This window comes from Micromonospora sp. CPCC 205561 (genome assembly GCF_036906775.1).
Lineage (GTDB): Bacteria > Actinomycetota > Actinomycetes > Mycobacteriales > Micromonosporaceae > Micromonospora.
The window spans coordinates 1-16,269 of sequence record NZ_JBAKHV010000066.1; the positions used below are offsets into that span (position 1 = coordinate 1).

At 74.5% G+C, this 16,269-nt stretch carries 5 protein-coding genes; 1 reads left to right on the forward strand and 4 read right to left on the reverse strand.

Translation table 11 applies throughout. The annotated features are described in order from the left end of the window. Together V6V16_RS24780 and V6V16_RS24785 are read right to left on the reverse strand one after the other, a co-directional pair. Positions 1 to 7,002: type I polyketide synthase (locus tag V6V16_RS24780; protein ID WP_334565754.1), on the reverse strand; the 7,002-nt coding region annotated here is incomplete at its 3' end. 44 nt (positions 7,003 to 7,046) lie between these two features. Further along, positions 7,047 to 12,599 carry a type I polyketide synthase gene (locus V6V16_RS24785; protein ID WP_334565756.1) on the reverse strand — a complete coding sequence of 1,851 codons (5,553 nt, stop codon included), beginning with the start codon at positions 12,597 to 12,599 and terminating at the stop codon, positions 7,047 to 7,049. A 287-nt stretch (positions 12,600 to 12,886) separates the two neighbouring features. Here V6V16_RS24785 and V6V16_RS24790 point away from each other — a divergent pair, with 287 nt between their 5' ends. Continuing rightward, the gene (locus tag V6V16_RS24790) at positions 12,887 to 13,645 is read left to right on the forward strand and encodes a thioesterase II family protein (RefSeq protein ID WP_334565758.1); all 759 of its coding nucleotides are present in this window, start codon (positions 12,887 to 12,889) and stop codon (positions 13,643 to 13,645) included. Positions 13,646 to 13,714: 69 nt separating this feature from the next. On the opposite strand, the gene V6V16_RS24795 is transcribed toward V6V16_RS24790, so the two are convergent. Further along, a complete protein-coding gene (locus V6V16_RS24795; RefSeq protein ID WP_334565760.1) occupies positions 13,715 to 14,602 on the reverse strand; it encodes an SAM-dependent methyltransferase in 888 nt (295 codons plus the stop codon). 28 nt (positions 14,603 to 14,630) lie between these two features. Continuing rightward, positions 14,631 to 16,193 carry a bifunctional 3-(3-hydroxy-phenyl)propionate/3-hydroxycinnamic acid hydroxylase MhpA gene (gene mhpA, locus V6V16_RS24800; protein WP_334565763.1) on the reverse strand — a complete coding sequence of 521 codons (1,563 nt, stop codon included), beginning with the start codon at positions 16,191 to 16,193 and terminating at the stop codon, positions 14,631 to 14,633. Between the last annotated feature and the right edge of the window lie 76 nt (positions 16,194 to 16,269).

The following is a 16,269-nucleotide window of genomic DNA, read 5'->3' on the forward strand; positions in this document are numbered from 1 at the left end:
AAACTCAGCGCACACCTCGTCGAACGACGCCGCGAAGACCGGGAACGCCTCATACAGCTCCCGGCCCATGCCGGCGCGCTGCGAACCCTGACCCGTGAACAACACCGCCCGACGACCCGCCGACACCACACCCGACACCGCCGGCCGGCCCTCGGCCACCGCCGACAGACCGACGACCAGCTCGTCCACGTCCGAGCCCCACACCACCGCCCGGTGCTCCAACGCCGCCCGCGCCGTCGCCAACGACCACGACACATCCACCGGCGACAGACCCGAACGCCCACCCACGAACGACGCCAACCGCGCGGCCTGACCCGCCAGACCCCGCTCGGAGCGCCCCGACACCACCCACGGCACCGGCAACCCGACCGGCGCGACGGGTGCCGGAGCGGACTCCGGCTCACCCTGCTCGATGATCACGTGCGCGTTGGTGCCGGAGATGCCGAACGAGGACACGCCCGCACGCCGGGGACGCTCCACCCCCGGCCACGGCCGCGACTCCGTCACCAGCTCCACCGCGCCCGACGACCAGTCCACATGCGACGACGGCGCGTCGACGTGCAGCGTCGCCGGCACCACCCCGTGCCGCATCGACAAGATCATCTTGATGATCCCCGCCACCCCGGCAGCCGCCTGCGTGTGACCGATGTTCGACTTCACCGACCCCAACAGGAATGGCTCGTCGCGGTCCTGCCCGTACGTGGCGAGCAGCGCCTGGGCCTCGATGGGGTCGCCCAGCGTCGTGCCCGTGCCGTGCGCCTCCACGACGTCGACGTCCCCGACGCCCAGCCGGGCGTTCGCGAGGGCCTGGCGGATCACTCGCTGCTGCGACGGACCGTTCGGCGCCGTCAACCCGTTCGACGCACCATCCTGGTTCACCGCCGAACCACGCACCACCGCCAACACCCGACGCCCCTCACGCCGCGCGTCCGACAGGCGCTGCACCAGCAGCACGCCCACACCCTCGGACCAGCCGGTGCCGTCCGCCGCGTCGGCGAAGGACTTGCACCGGCCGTCGGGAGCCATGCCCCGCTGGCGGGAGAAGTCGATGAACGTCTCGGGCGTCGCCATCACCGTGACGCCGCCGGCCAGGGCAAGGTCGCACTCGCCCGACCGCAGCGCCTGCACCGCCAGGTGCAACGCCACCAACGACGACGAACACGCCGTGTCCACCGTCACCGCCGGCCCCTCGAACCCGAACGAGTACGCCACCCGACCCGACAACACGCTGCTGGCCGTGCCGACGCCGAGATAGCCGTCGAGGGCCTCCGGAACGTCGGCCAGCCCGGCGGCATGGTGGTGGTACATCATGCCGGCGAAGACGCCGACCGGGCGGCCCCGCAGCGCGAGCGGGTCGATCCGGGCGTCCTCGATCGCCTCCCACGAGGTCTCCAGCAGCAACCGCTGCTGCGGGTCCATCGCCAGCGCCTCGTGCGGCGAGATCTTGAACAGGGTGGCGTCGAAGTCGCCGGCGTCGGCCAGGAAGCCGCCCTCGCGGGCGTAGCTGCTGCCTCGGCGCGCGCCGGACGGGTCGTACAGGTCGTCGACGTCCCAGCCCCGGTCGGCGGGGAAGCCGGTGATGCCGTCCCCACCCGAGACGAGGAGGTCCCACAACTGCTCCGGGGAGCGTACGCCGCCGGGGTAGCGGCAGCTCATGCCGACGATCGCGATCGGCTCGTCGAGCGCCGCGACAGCGGCGACCGGGGCCGGCAGCGGGCCGGCGGCGTCCCCGGTCTCGGCGTCCAGGTGGTCGGCCAGGCCGAGCGGCGTCGGGTGGTCGAAGACCAGGGTCGCCGGCAGGCGCAGGCCGGTCACCGCGCCCAGCCGGTTGCGCAGCTCCACGGCGGTCAGCGAGTCGAAGCCCAGCTCGGTGAACGGGCGGCCCGCCTCGACGGCGGCGGCGTCGGCGTACCCCAGCACCGCCGCGACCTGGTCGAGGACGAGCCGCAGCAGGGCCGCGGCGCGCTCCTCCCGGTCGAGCCCGGCGAGCCGTTCGGTCAGGGCGGCGGTCTCCGCCGGCCCGGACCGCGCGGCGCGGCGCCGGGGCACCCGGACCAGGGCCCGCAGGACCGACGGCAGGGTGCCCGCCTCGGCCTGGGCGCGCAGCGCCGGGCCGTCCAGCGCCATCGGCACCGTGGCCGGCAGGCCGGTCCGCAGGGCGGCGTCGAAGAGGGCGAGGCCGTCCGCCTGGGGGATCGCGCGGACGCCCGCGCGGGCCAGCCGGTCGGTGTCGGCCCGGTCGAGGCCGGCGGTCATGCCGCCGCCCGACTCGACCCACGGTCCCCAGGCCAGGGAGAGCGCCGGAAGGCCCGCGGCCCGTCGCCGGTGGGCGAGCGCGTCCAGGAAGGCGTTGGCTGCCGCGTAGTTGGCCTGACCGGGGCTGCCCGTCACGCCCGCCGCGGAGGAGTAGGTGACGAACAGCGCGAGGTTCCTGCCGGCGGTCAGCTCGTGCAGGTTCGCGGCGGCGTCCACCTTCGGCCGCAGCACGTCGCCGAGGGACTCGGCGGTGAGCGAGGTCAGGGTGCGGTCGGCCAGCACCCCGGCGGTGTGCACCACGCCGGTCAGCGGGTGCGCCGGGTCGATCCGGTCCAGCAGCGCGGCGAGGGCGTGGGGGTCGGCGGCGTCGCACGCCTCCACCGTCGCGGTGGCGCCCAGGTCGGCGAGGTCGGCGAGCAGGCCGGCGGCGCCGTCCGCGTCGGCCCCGCGTCGGCTGGTTAGCACCAGGTGACGGACCGCGTGCCGGGCGACCAGGTGGCGGGCGAGGAGCGCGCCCAGGGCACCGGTGCCGCCGGTGACCAGCACCGTGCCCTCCGGCTCCAGTGACGGCGCCGGTGCGTCGGGTTCGGGGACCGCCACGAGCCGGGGCACGCGGACCACGCCGTCGCGCACCGCCGCCTGCGGCTCGTCGGTCGAGAGCAGGCGGGCGAGGGCGGGCGCGGAATTCTCCTGGTCGTCGACGTCGACGACCAGGAAGCGGCCGGGGTGTTCGGCCTGCGCCGAGCGGAGCAGGCCCCACACGGAGGCGCCGGCCAGGTCGGCGACGTCCGCGTCGCCGTCCACCGCGACGGCGCCGCTGGTGAGGACCACCAGCCGGGACCCGCCGGTGTACCGTTCGGCGGCGAGCCAGCCCTGGAGCACGGCGAGGACGTGGGCGAGCAGGTCGTGGACGGGGCCGGGGCCGGTCGCGGCGGCGCCGGTCACCGGGAACAGCACGACGTCGGGCACCCCGGCGGCGAACAGCGCGTCGAGGTCGGCGTGCCGGGCGGCGGCCAGGCCGGACGGCAGCGGCGCGGGGCGGTCGCCGAGCACCGCCCAGCTCGTGCCGTCGGCGGCGCCGGCACCGCCGGCGTGCCGGGGCCAGTCGAGGCGGAACAGCGAGCGGCGCCACGGCGAATCGCCGGAGGTCAGGTCGCCGGCCGGCAGGGGACGCAGCACCAGGGCACCGACCCTGGCGACCGGCTCACCGGCGGCGTCCGCGACCAGCATGGCCACCGTGTCTCCGCCGGTGGGGGTCAGCCGTACCCGCAGCGTGGCGGCGCCGTGGGCGGACAGCGTCACGTCCGACCAGGCGAACGGCAGCCGGGCCTCGCCGGGGTCGACGATGCCCAGCCCGACCGCCTGCACGGCGGCGTCGAGCAGCGCCGGGTGCAGCCCGTACGCGCCGGCGTCGTCGGCCGCCGGCTCGGGCAGCGCCACCTCGGCGTACACGTCGGTGCCGACCCGCCACGCGGCGCGCAGCCCCTGGAAGGCCGGGCCGTACGCGAACCCGGCCTGCGCCGCCCGCCCGGCCAGCTCCGACACGTCCAGGGCGGCGGCGCCGGTCGGTGGCCACTCGGCCAGCGTGGTGCCGTCCGTCCCCGGTTCCGGTGCGAGCATGCCGGTGGCGTGCCGGACCCACAGGTCGTCGGTGCCGGACCGGCGGGCGTGGATCGTCAGCTGCCACGCCCCGCCACCCGTGCGCTCGGCGGCGACCTGCACGTCGACGCCGCCGGTCTCCGGCAGCACCAGCGGCGCCTGGAGGGTCAGCTCGGCGAGCCGATCGGCGCCGACCTCCGCGCCGGCGCGCAGCGCCAGCTCCACGAAGCCGGTGCCGGGAAAGAGCACCACGTCGCGTACCGCGTGCTCGGACAGCCAGGGCTGGCTCTCCACCGACAGCCGGCCGGTGAGGGTCACCTCGTCGCCGTCGGCCGAGCGGAACACCGCAACGAGCAGCGGGTGACCGGTCGGGGTCAAACCGGCGGCGGTCACGTCGGCGGGCTGCGGCAGGGGCAGCAGCCAGTAGCGCTCGCGCTGGAACGCGTACGTCGGCAGGTCGACCGGCACGGACGGGCCCTCGAACAGGGCCGCCCAGTTCACCGGCACGCCCCGCGCCCAGACGGTGGCCGCGGCGGCCAGCGCGGTCGTCGCCTCGTCGTGGTCGGCGCGCAGCAGCGGGGCGCAGACCGCCTGGTCCGCTCCGACGATCTCCTGGGTCAGCGCGGAGAGCACTCCACCCGGGCCGACCTCGACGTACGCGCCCACCCCGAGTTCGCGCAGGGTCGCCACGGCGGCGTCGAAGCGCACCGTGTCGCGCACGTTGCGCAGCCAGTACGCCGGGGAGCGGACCTCGTCGGGATCGAGCACCGCGCCGGTCACGGTGGAGACCACGGGGATCCGGGGCGCGGCGAAGGTGAGCTGCCCGAGCAGGTCGCCGAACGCGTCGAGCATCGGGTCCATGAGGGCGGAGTGGAACGCGTGGCTGACCCGCAGCCGCCTGGTGGTCCGGCCGAGGGCCGCGAAGTGTTCGGCGACCGCCAGCACGGCGTCCTCGTCGCCGGAGACGACGACGGACTCCGGGCCGTTGACGGCGGCCAGCCCGGCGCCGGTCGCGTCACCGGCGGTGTCCAGGTGCTGGCGCACCTCCGCCTCGGTGGCGCGGATCGACACCATCGCGCCGCCGGTGGGCAGCGCCTGCATCAGGGCGCCCCGGGCGGCGACCAGGCGGGCGGCGTCCGGCAGCGACAGCACACCGGCTACGTGCGCGGCGGCCACCTCTCCGACCGAGTGCCCGGTCACGAAGTCCGGCACGACGCCCCAGGACTCGATGAGCCGGTAGGCCGCCACCTCGACGGCGAACAGCGCCGCTTGGGCGTATCCGGTGCGGTCGAGCACGTCGGCGGGGCCGTCGAGCACGGCGCGTACGGGACGGTCGAGGTGCTTGTCCAGTTCCGTGCAGGCGGCGTCGAAGGCCTCGGCGAAGGCCGGGAACGCGGCGTACAGCTGCCGGCCCATGCCCACGCGCTGGGCGCCCTGCCCGGTGCAGAGCACGGCGACCCGGGTGGGGCTGGCGACCCCGCGCCGCACGGACGTCGCCGGGACACCGTCGGCGAGCGCGGTGAGCCCGGCGAGCAGTTCGTCCCGGTCGGTCCCGAGCACCACCGCCCGGTGTTCCAGGACCGACCGGCCGGTGGCCAGGGCCCGGCCCACCGCGGCCGGCGCCGCGTCGGGGTGCTCGGCGAGCCAGGAGCGCAGCCGGTCGGCCTGGGCGCCGAGCGCGGCGGCGCTGCGCGCGGAGACGACCCACGGCAGCGGGTCGGGCCCGGTGACGGCGTCGGTGTCGGCGGCCGGCTGCGGGGCGGGCGGGGCGGCCTCGACGATGACGTGGGCGTTGGTGCCGCTGACACCGAAGGAGGAGACGCCGGCCCGCCGGGGCCGGGAAGCGCGCGGCCAGGGGCGCGGCTCGCGGACCAGGTTCACCGCGCCGGCCGACCAGTCGACGTGCGGGGACGGCTCGTCGACGTGCAGGGTCCGCGGCAGGACGCCGTGGCGCATCGCCATGACCATCTTGATCACGCCGGCGACGCCGGCCGCGGCCTGGGTGTGCCCGAGGTTGGACTTGATCGAGCCGAGCCAGAGGGGCTGGTCGTCGGCGCGGTCCCGGCCGTAGGTGGCGAGCAGCGCCTGCGCCTCGATGGGGTCGCCGAGGCGGGTGCCGGTGCCGTGGGCCTCCACGGCGTCCACGTCGGCCGGGGCGAGCCGGGCGTTCGCAAGGGCCTGGCGGATCACCCGCTGCTGCGACGGGCCGTGCGGCGCGGTGAGGCCGTTCGAGGCGCCGTCCTGGTTGACGGCGGTGCCGCGCACCACGGCGAGCACCGGGTGGCCGTTGCGCTGGGCGTCGGAGAGCCGTTCCAGCAGCAGCAGGCCGGCGCCCTCGCTCCAGCCGGTGCCGTCGGCGGCGGCGGCGAAGGACTTGCACCGCCCGTCCGGGGACAGGCCGCGCTGGCGGCTGAAGCCGATGAAGGTGTCGGGGCTGGACATGACGGTGACGCCGCCGGCCAGCGCGAGCGTGCACTCGCCGGAGCGCAGGGCCTGCACGGCGAGGTGCAGCGCCACCAGCGACGACGAGCAGGCGGTGTCGACGGTGACCGCCGGGCCCTCGAACCCGAAGGTGTACGCGATCCGGCCGGAGACGACGCTGCCGTGGTTACCGGTGCCGACGAACGCCTCGACCTCCTCCGGCACGCCGTTGAGCCGGGAGACGTAGTCGTGGTACATGACGCCGGTGAAGACGCCGGTGCGGCTGCCCTTGAGCGAGTCGGCGGCGATGCCGGCCCGCTCGACCGCCTCCCAGGCGACCTCCAGCAGCAGGCGCTGCTGCGGGTCCATCGCCAGCGCCTCGCGGGGGGAGATGCCGAAGAAGCCGCCGTCGAACTCGCCGGCGTCGTGCAGGAAGCCACCTTCCCGGGTGTACGACTTGCCGTGCGCGTCCGGGTCGGGGTCGTAGAGGTTCTCGACGTCCCAGCCCCGGTCGGCCGGGAACGGCGTGACGGCGTCGACGCCGGACTCGACCAGCCGCCACAGCGCCTCGGGGGTCCGCACCCCGCCCGGGTAGCGGCAACCCATCCCCACGATCGCGATCGGCTCGTGGTTCTGCTCGTCGACGGCCCTCAGGCGTTCGCTGGTCTCGTGCAGGTCAGCGGTGACGCGCTTGAGGTACTCGCGGAGCTTGGCTTCGTTCGCCATCGGGTTGATCACCTGTCGCTAAGGGGCAAGCGGCGGACTCGTGGTCAGGATCGGCCGAACTTCTGGTCGATGAAGTCGAACAGCTCGTCGTCCGAGGCCTCGTCGAGGGCCTGACTGACGTCGGCCGGCCGGTCGGTGGCGTCGCTCCACCTGGTGACCAGCGCCCGGAGGCGGACCGCCACGGCCGTCCTCGTCTCGTCGTCGCCGGCCAGTCGTTCCAGCTCTTCCGGCCCGGTAGCGGCGAATGCGGCCTCCAGCCGGTCCAGCTCGGCCAGCAGGCCCGCTTCGGGCGTCGGCGGGGCGGCGTCGACCAGCAGGAAGTCGGCGAGGGCGGCGGGCGTGGGGCAGTCGAAGATCAGGCTCGCCGGCAGTCGGATCCCGGTGAGGGCGGTCAGCCGGTTGCGCAGCTCCACCGCGGTCAGCGAGTCGAAGCCGAGGCCGGTGAACGTCTGCCCGGACGGTACGACGGTGGCCGGCGGGTAGCCGAGCACCTCGATGACCTGCGCCTTGACCATGTCCTCCACCAGCCGGCCGCGCTCCGCCGCCGGCGTGGTGGCCAGGCGTTGCGCGAAGGACGGCCCGCCGTCGCCGCCTCCGTCGAGGACGCGCCGGCGGGCCCGGACCAGGCCCCGCAGTGGCGCCGGGAGCTGGCCGGCGTCGGCCTGGCGGCGCAGCGCGGCGGCGTCGAGCAGCGCCGGCACCAGGTGGGGGCGTCCGCCGCGCAGGCTGGCGTCGAAGAGGCGCAGCGCCTGTTCGGTGTCGAGCGGGCTGAGGCCGTTGCGGCTCATCCGTTGCCGCTGGGCGGCGTCGAGGCCGCCGGTCATCCCGCTGTCGGCGGCCCAGAGCCCCCAGGCCAGGGATGTGGCGGCGAGACCCGAGGCGCGCCGGTGGTGGGCGAGCCCGTCCAGGAACGCGTTCGCGGCGGCGTAGTTGCCCTGCCCGGGGCCGCCGAGAACGCCGGCGACCGACGAGAAGAGGACGAACATCGACAGGTCCCGCCCCCGGGTCAGCTCGTGCAGGTGCCAGGCGGCGTCGGCCTTGGCGGCGAGCACGGCGGACACCCGCTCGGGCGTCAGCGCCGAGATCACCGCGTCGTCGAGGACGCCGGCGGCGTGGACCACGCCGGTGAGCGGGTGCTCGGCGGGGACGCCGGCCAGCAGTGCGGCGAGGGAATCCCGGTCCGCCACGTCGCCGGCCACCAGACGGGCCTGCGCGCCCAGCGCCGCCAGCTCGGTCAGCAGCTCCGCCGCGCCGGGGGCGTCCGCCCCGCGCCGGCTGACCAGCAGCAGGCGGCGCACCTTGTGCGCGCCGACCAGGTGCCGGGCCAGCAGGCCGCCGAGGGCGCCGGTGGCCCCGGTGACCAGGACCGTTCCGTCGGGGTCGAGTTCGGCGCCCAGCGCCGGGTCGAGGACGGCGGGCGTGAGCCGGGGTGCCAGCACCCGGTCGTCCCGGACCGCCAGCTGGGGCTCGCCGGTGGCGACCGCGCGGGCCACCAGGTCCAGCGTGCCGGGCTCCGGTCGCCGCGCCTCGTCGAGGTCCAGGAGCACGAAACGGTCGGGGTGCTCCGCCTGGGCCGAGCGCAGCAGGCCCCAGACCGCCGCGCCGGGCAGATCGGTCGCGCGGGCGGTGTCGCCGGCGGGGACGGCCCCACGGGTCAGCACCACCAGCCGTCGCTGCGCCAGCCGGTCGTCGGCGAGCCAGCCCTGGACGGCGGTCAGCACGGCGGCGAGCCGGGTCCGGGTCGCGGCGGGGACCGGGGCCCGCTCGTCGTCGGCGTACGCGGCGAGCAGCACCAGCTCCGCGTCGAGCAGGCCGGCGTCGACCGCCTCGGCCAGCTCCGTGAGCCCGTACCTGGTGAGACCGGACAGGTCGGACGGGGCGTCGCCGAGGAGCACCGCGCGGGCGGTCGTCGGGGCACTCGACGGCACGCTCTGCCATGCGACGTCGTACAGGGAGTCGACGCCCGCGTCGACGCCGCGTACCTGGTCGGCGGTCACGGGGCGGGAGACCAGGGAGGCGATCCGGGCCACCGGGGTGCCGGCCGGGTCGGTCAGGGTCAGGGTGACCCCGCCGCCGCTGCGCCGGGCCCGTACCCGCAGCGCGGTGGCCCCGACGGCCGATAGGGTGACGCCGGTCCAGGCGAAGGGCAGTCGTACGCCGGAGGCCTCCCCGTCCTCGTCGAGCAGGCCGACGACGTGCAACGCCGCGTCCAGCAGCGCGGGGTGGATGCCGAAGCCGGTGACCTCGGTGCCGTCGGGCACCGCCACCTCGGCGCAGACCTCGTCGTCGGTACGCCAGACCGCGCGCAGGCCGCGGAAGAGCGGGCCGTACTCGACGCCCAGCCGGGACAGCTCGGCGTAGACCTCGTCGGCCGCGACGACGGCGGCGGCGGTGGGCGGCCAGGGCGACGGGTCGGGCCCGTCGGGCTGTGGCGCGGCGGGTGCGACGACGCCCGCGGCGTGGCGGTCCCACTCCCCGTCCGGGTCGGCGGCGGCGCGGGAGTGGATGGTGACGGCCCGGCGTCCCTCCTCGTCCGCCGTGCCCAGCTTGACCTGCACCGCCCGGGCGCCCCGCTCGGCGATCGCCATCGGCGCCTCCAGGGTCAGTTCGTCCAGCGCGTCGCAGCCGACCTGCGCGCCCGCGTGCAGGACCATCTCGACGAGGGCGGCGCCGGGCACCACCACGGCGTCCCAGACGAGGTGTTCGGCGAGCCACGGGTGGGTCCGCGCGGAGAGTTCGGTGCCGAAGACCCGTACGTCGTCGTCGGCCACGCGTACGGCGGCGCCGAGCAGCGCGTGGTCGACGGGGCGGACTCCGAGCCCGGGTGCGCCCGCGCCACCGGCGGTGGCGTTGAGCCAGTAGCGCTGGTGGTCGAAGGCGTACGTGGGCAGGGCGATCGTGCGGGGCCGGGCCCCGGTCCCGGTGAGGTACCCGGTCCAGTCGACGTGGCCACCGGTGACGTACCACCCGGCGAGGGCGGTACGCAGCGTGTCGGCCTCGCAGTGGCCGGCACGCAGCGTGGCGGTGAACCGGACGTCGCCGGTCGCCTCGACGCAGTCCTGCGCCATCGCGGTGAGCACGGCGTCGGGACCCACCTCCAGGAAGTGCGTCACATCCTGCTGGTGCAGGGTCCGCACGGCGTCGGCGAACCGCACCGCCTGCCGCACGTGCCGCACCCAGTAGCCCGGGTCGGTGACCTCCCCCGCGTCCGCGACCGCACCGGTCACGTTCGACACGACCGGGATCTTCGGCACCCGCCAGTCCAGCCCCGCCACCACCGACCGGAACTCGTCCAGCATCGGCTCCATCAACCGCGAATGGAACGCGTGACTGACCGACAACTCCTTGACCCGCCAACCCCGCTCACGGGCGGTCGCCACCACCGACGCGACCTCACCCGCCGCACCCGACACCACCACCGACGCCGGACCGTTCACCGCCGCCACATCCACCGCCACACCCGCAGCCGCGATCAGCTCGGCGACAGCCTCCTCCGACGCGCCGACCGCCGCCATCACCCCACCGGCCGGCAACGCCTGCATCAACCGACCCCGCGCCGCCACCAACACACACGCATCCGCGAGGCTGAGCACCCCCGCCACGTACGCCGCCGTCACCTCACCAATCGAATGACCCGCCACGAAATCCGCCCGCACACCCCACGACGACAACAACTCCCACAACGCCACCTCCACCCCGAACAACCCCGCCTGCGCAAACACCGTCTGATCCACCAGAGCGGCCTCAGCCGAACCCCCCTCCGCGAACACCACCTCCCGCAACGCACGCGGCAACAAACCATCGAACTGCGCGCACACCGCGTCGAAAGCCGACGCGAACACCGGGAACGCCTCGTACAGCTCCCGACCCATGCCGGCACGCTGCGAACCCTGACCCGTGAACAACACCGCCCGACGACCCGCCGACACCACACCCGACACCGCCGGCCGGCCCTCAACCACCGCCGACAAACCGGCCACCAACTCGTCCACCGACGAACCCCACACCACCGCACGATGCTCCAACGCCGCCCGGGTCGCCACCAACGACCACGACACATCCGCGACCGCGAGGTCGGACCGGGATCGCACGAACGACGCCAACCGCCCCGCCTGACCCACCAGGGCACGCTCCGAACGCCCCGACACCACCCACGGCACCCGCGCGACAGGCGCCGGAGCGGACTCCGGCTCCGCCGCGACCTCCGGATCGGCCTCGGGCTCCGGCTGCTCCAGGATCACGTGCGCGTTCGTCCCCGAGATACCGAACGACGACACACCCGCACGCCGGACACGCCCCACCCCCGGCCACTCACGCGACTGCGTCACCAACTCCACCGCACCCGACGACCAGTCCACGTGCGACGACGGCACATCCACGTGCAGGGTCGCCGGGACCACGCCCGCCCGCATCGCCGAGATCATCTTGATCACGCCCGCCACCCCGGCGGCGGCCTGCGTGTGACCGATGTTCGACTTCACCGACCCCAACAACAACGGCTCGTCCCGACCCTGCCCGTAGGTGGCCAGCAACGCCTGCGCCTCGATCGGATCACCCAACGTGGTGCCCGTACCGTGTGCCTCCACCACATCCACGTCGGCCGCCGACAACCCGGCGTTCGCGAGGGCCTGCCGGATCACCCGCTGCTGCGACGGACCATTCGGCGCCGTCAACCCGTTCGACGCACCATCCTGATTCACCGCCGAACCACGCACCACCGCCAGGATCGGGCGCCCCTCGCGCCGCGCGTCCGACAGGCGCTGCACCAGCAGCACGCCCACACCCTCGGCGAGCGCCGTGCCGTCCGCCGCGTCGGCGAACGCCCGGCACCGGGCCACCGGGGACAGGTTGCCCTGCCGGGTGAAGTCGACGAACACCGCCGGGGTGGGCATCACGGTGACGCCGCCGGCCAGGGCAAGGTCGCACTCGCCCGACCGCAGCGCCTGCACCGCCAGGTGCAACGCCACCAACGACGACGAACACGCCGTGTCCACCGTCACCGCCGGCCCCTCGAACCCGAACGAGTACGCCACCCGACCCGACAACACGCTGGTCGCGTTGCCGGTGAGCAGGTGTCCGCCGACCTCCTGGGCGCGACCCACCGACCCGCTGGCGTACCCCTGGAAGCTGGCGCCGGCGAAGACGCCGACGGCGCCGCCCCTCAGGCTGGTGGGGTCGATGCCCGCCGACTCGACGGCCTCCCACGAGGTCTCCAGCAGCAGCCGCTGCTGCGGGTCCATCGCCAGCGCCTCACGCGGCGAGACCCCGAACAGCCGGGGGTCGAACTCGGCGGCGTCGGGCACGAAGCCGCCCTCGCGGACCGAGGAGGTGCCCGGCCGGGACCGCTCGGGGTCGTAGAGCGCTTCCAGGTCCCAGCCACGGTCGGTGGGGAAGGAGGCGATGGCGTCGCCACCGGCCGCGACGAGGTCCCACAGCTCCTCGGCCGTCCGCACCCCGCCGGGGAACCGGCAGCCCGTGCCGACGATGGCGATCGGCTGCTGTGCCTCGGCCTCGACGTCACGGAGCCGTTGCCGGGTCCGCCGCAGGTCGGCGGTGACTTTCTTCAGGTACTCCCGGAGCTTCTCTTCGGTGTCCATCAACCCAGCCCATCGCGATGCACGGCGGAGACTCGACGTAAGCGACGGTACGAATGCGCAGAAGTCTCAGGCGTCACCTGTATCTGTCGTTCGGCTCGTTCGGCCGAGAGCCACGAGGATCCCCATCTGCGGGGAGAAGCTATTGGGTGTGTGCGCGCACGGACAACCCCTAACCAGGCAATCGACCAGCTAGGGGTGTCCGGTCCCGACCCGTCGCACTAGCGTCGCCTCGACCGGGTCCGTGTCGATCCGGTCGGGAACCGCAGCCGCCGGAAGGACCGCCAAGGATGACCACGCCAGATACCGACAACGGACTGTGGGTGCGACGCTTCCACCCGGCTCCGGGCGGCGCCCGGCGGTTGGTGTGCCTGCCCCACGCCGGCGGGTCGGCCAGCTTCTACTTTCCCGTCTCCCGCAGCCTCTCCCCCGGCGTCGAGGTGCTGTCGATCCAGTATCCGGGCCGGCAGGACCGGCGGCACGAGAAGTGCATCGGTGACATCCACCAGCTCGCGCGGGAGGTCTTCACCGTGCTGCGGCCCTGGATGGACGAGCCGCTGGCCATCTTCGGCCACAGCATGGGGGCCAGCCTCGGCTTCGAGCTCGCCCGACTCATCGAGCAGGACGGCGGTACGGTCGCGCACCTGTTCGCGTCCGGACGTCGTGCGCCGTCGCAGCCGCGGCACGAGACGGTGCACCTGCTCGACGACGAGGGCCTGCTGGCCGACGTGCGGAAGCTGAGCGGCACCAACTCCGCCGTCCTCGGGGACCCGGAGATGCTGCGGGCGGCGTTGCCGGCGATCCGCAGCGACTACCGGGCCGCGGAGACGTACGCCTACCGGCCGGGCCCGCCGCTGAGCTGCCCCATCACCGCCTTCACCGGCGACGACGACCCGAAGACGACGGTCGAGGAGGCCCGGGCCTGGTCCACCCACACGACCGGAGCGTTCGACCTCAAGGTCTATCCGGGCGGGCACTTCTTCCTGGCCGAGCACCAGCCGGCGGTCCTGCGGGCCATCTCGACGGCCCTGAACGCGGCGGCGATCTGATCCGACCGGCCGAGGGGCCCGTCCACCGGTGTCACGACCGGTCGGCGGGCCCCTCGTCGGTGCGCGGCGTCACCGCTTGTGGCCGACCGCGATCACGTAGTCGAGCTGCGCCAGCTCGCGCTTCATCAGGTCCTGGTTCTTCCAGTGCGCGGCCATGCTCTTGCGCACGGCGGGCTTGACGGCGGCGCGGAACGCCGGGTCGTTGGTCCGTTCGGCCATGTACGCCCGCCAGCCCTCCCAGGTGCGGTCCTTGATCGAATGCACCTCCGGGTTGGCGAAGCCGGCCTCGACGAGCTCCTGCCGGTACGTGTCCCGGTCGTGCCAGTTCTCCTTCGGGATGCTGAACTTGACGAAGCTCAGCGGGCCGGACTGGATGGCCGCCCGCACGACGTTGGCGCTGACCGGGATGATGTCGGCCGTGGCCAGCACGCCACCCGGGCGGAGCACCCGCAGCGCCTCGGCGAAGAACGCGCTGCGCGGGTAGAAGTGGAAGGCGGATTCCAGGGCGACGACCCGGTCGAAGGTGTTGTCCTCGAAGGGCAGTTCGGTGGCGCTGCCCAGCCGGAAGTCGGTCCGGTCCGCGAGACCCTCCTCGCGGGCCCGGCGCTGCGCCGCCTCGACGTGGTGGGGGGTGATGTTCAGCCCGTACACCTTGGCGACCCGGCGTTCGCGCAGCCACTTGAAGTCCTGGTCGGCGTAGCCGAATCCGACGTCGAGGACGGTGTCGTCCGGCTTGAGCCCGGCGGCGTCGGCCAGCTTGTCGGCCAGTGCCTCGGCGGCCGTGTCGAGGTCGGTGACACCGTCGGCCCAGTAGCCGACGTTCATGTAGTGGGTGCGGCGGGCCGCGAACTCGACGTCGGGCGACTGGATCTCGTAGAAGCGCCGGACCCGGGTGATGGGGTCGGCGGTGAAGACCGTGCGGATCGCCCGGCCGGCGATCTTCAGGTTCTCGAACATGGGGTTCCTTCCGGTGGGTGAATGCCGATCAGCCGCGCCGGACCTGCTGGCGCAGGTCCTCGACGAGCGCGGGCACACCGGCCGGGTCGGCGGCGGTGCCGAAGACGTAGAAGTCGGGCCGGACGAGCACCGCCACGGCGTCGTACCGCTTGAGGTGGGGCAGGTACACGTCGTCGAGGTCGAAGGCGGTCGGTGCGGCACCGGGCGCGGGGGCGGGAGCGCCGGCGGGGACGATCCGGACGACCCGGGCGTCGAGCGAGTCCAGGAAGGCCCGGGCATCCGCGTCGAGCAGGCCGTAGGGGTCCTCGGCGCAGATCAGGACGAAGCCGGTGCCGACGACCTCGTCGAAGAGCCCGGCGCGACCGTCGACCTCGACGCGCCCCTGCGGCATCGGCACGCCGGCGCCGGCGGCGCGGCCGTGCAGGACCCCGCCGGCCAGGGGTTCCAGCAGGGAACGCGTGCGCGGTCGGGCGGTACGCCGGCGCAGTTCGGCGAGCATCGCCGCGTCCCGGCCGGCCGCGGCGGCACGCTCGGTCTCGCAGATCACGGTGCCCGAGTCCATGGACATCCGGATGGCGTGCTGCACGTGCGCGCGGCGCTCCTCCTGGTAGGTGTCCAGCAGGGCCTCGCCGGCCAGACCGCGGTGCACCAGGTCCAACTTCCAGGCCAGGTTGAGGGCGTCGCGGAAGCCCGAGCTCATCCCCTGCCCCATGAACGGCGGCATCACGTGCGCCGCGTCACCGGCGATCAGGATCCGCCCGGAGCGCCAGCGCTCGGCCGAGCACGCCTGGGTGGTGTAGACGCCGTACCGCTCCAGGGTCGCGTTGTCGGGCGTGATGTCGAAGAGGCCGAGCAGCCGCCAGGCGCTCTCGACGCTCTCGAACTCCTCCCGGCTCTCCCCCGGCACCCGCATGAACTCCCACCGCCGGTGTCCCGGGCCGGCCGACACGGCCGTGCGGGGGCGTGCCGGGTCGCAGACCTGGAGGTTGTTCGGCTTGAACCCGCGGGCCTCGTGCGGCACCACGTCGCAGACCAGCCAGTCGTACGTGAAGTCGAGGTCGGCGACGCCGCTGCCCAGGTGCTTCCGGACGAAGCTGTTGGCCCCGTCGCAGCCGACCACCCAGCGGGCCGCGCGGACCTCTTCGCCGTCCGGCCCGGCGATGGTCACCTCGACCCGGTCGTCGTGCTCGACCAGGCCGGTCACCTGGTACGGGCGCAGCACCGTGACGCCCGGCAGTTCCGCTCCCCGCTCCGCGAGCAGCGCCTCCAGGCCGGGCTGGTAGAAGGAGACCGAGTCGGGCCAGCCCATCGGGCCGTCACCGGTCACCTTCACGTGCAGCAGTGTCCGGCCGAAGCCGTTCTTGAAGGTGTACTCGCCCGACGACTCCACCACGGGGCCGAGCCGGCCGGCGACGCCGGCGGCGGCCAGGATGCGGCTCGCCTCCCCGTCGTACGACACCGCACGCGGGAAGTTGTACGGGGTGGCCCAGCGCTCGACCGCCGTGACGGTGAGCCCTCGCTGCGCCAGCAGGATCGTGAGCATCTCACCGACGGGGCCGTAGCCCACGATCAGGACGTCGGTCATCAGCATCGGTATCGGTTCCTCGCAGGGTCGGTCGGACACGGTGTCTACAGGGACGGCGCGGGCCGCGCGGGTCGGCCGGACG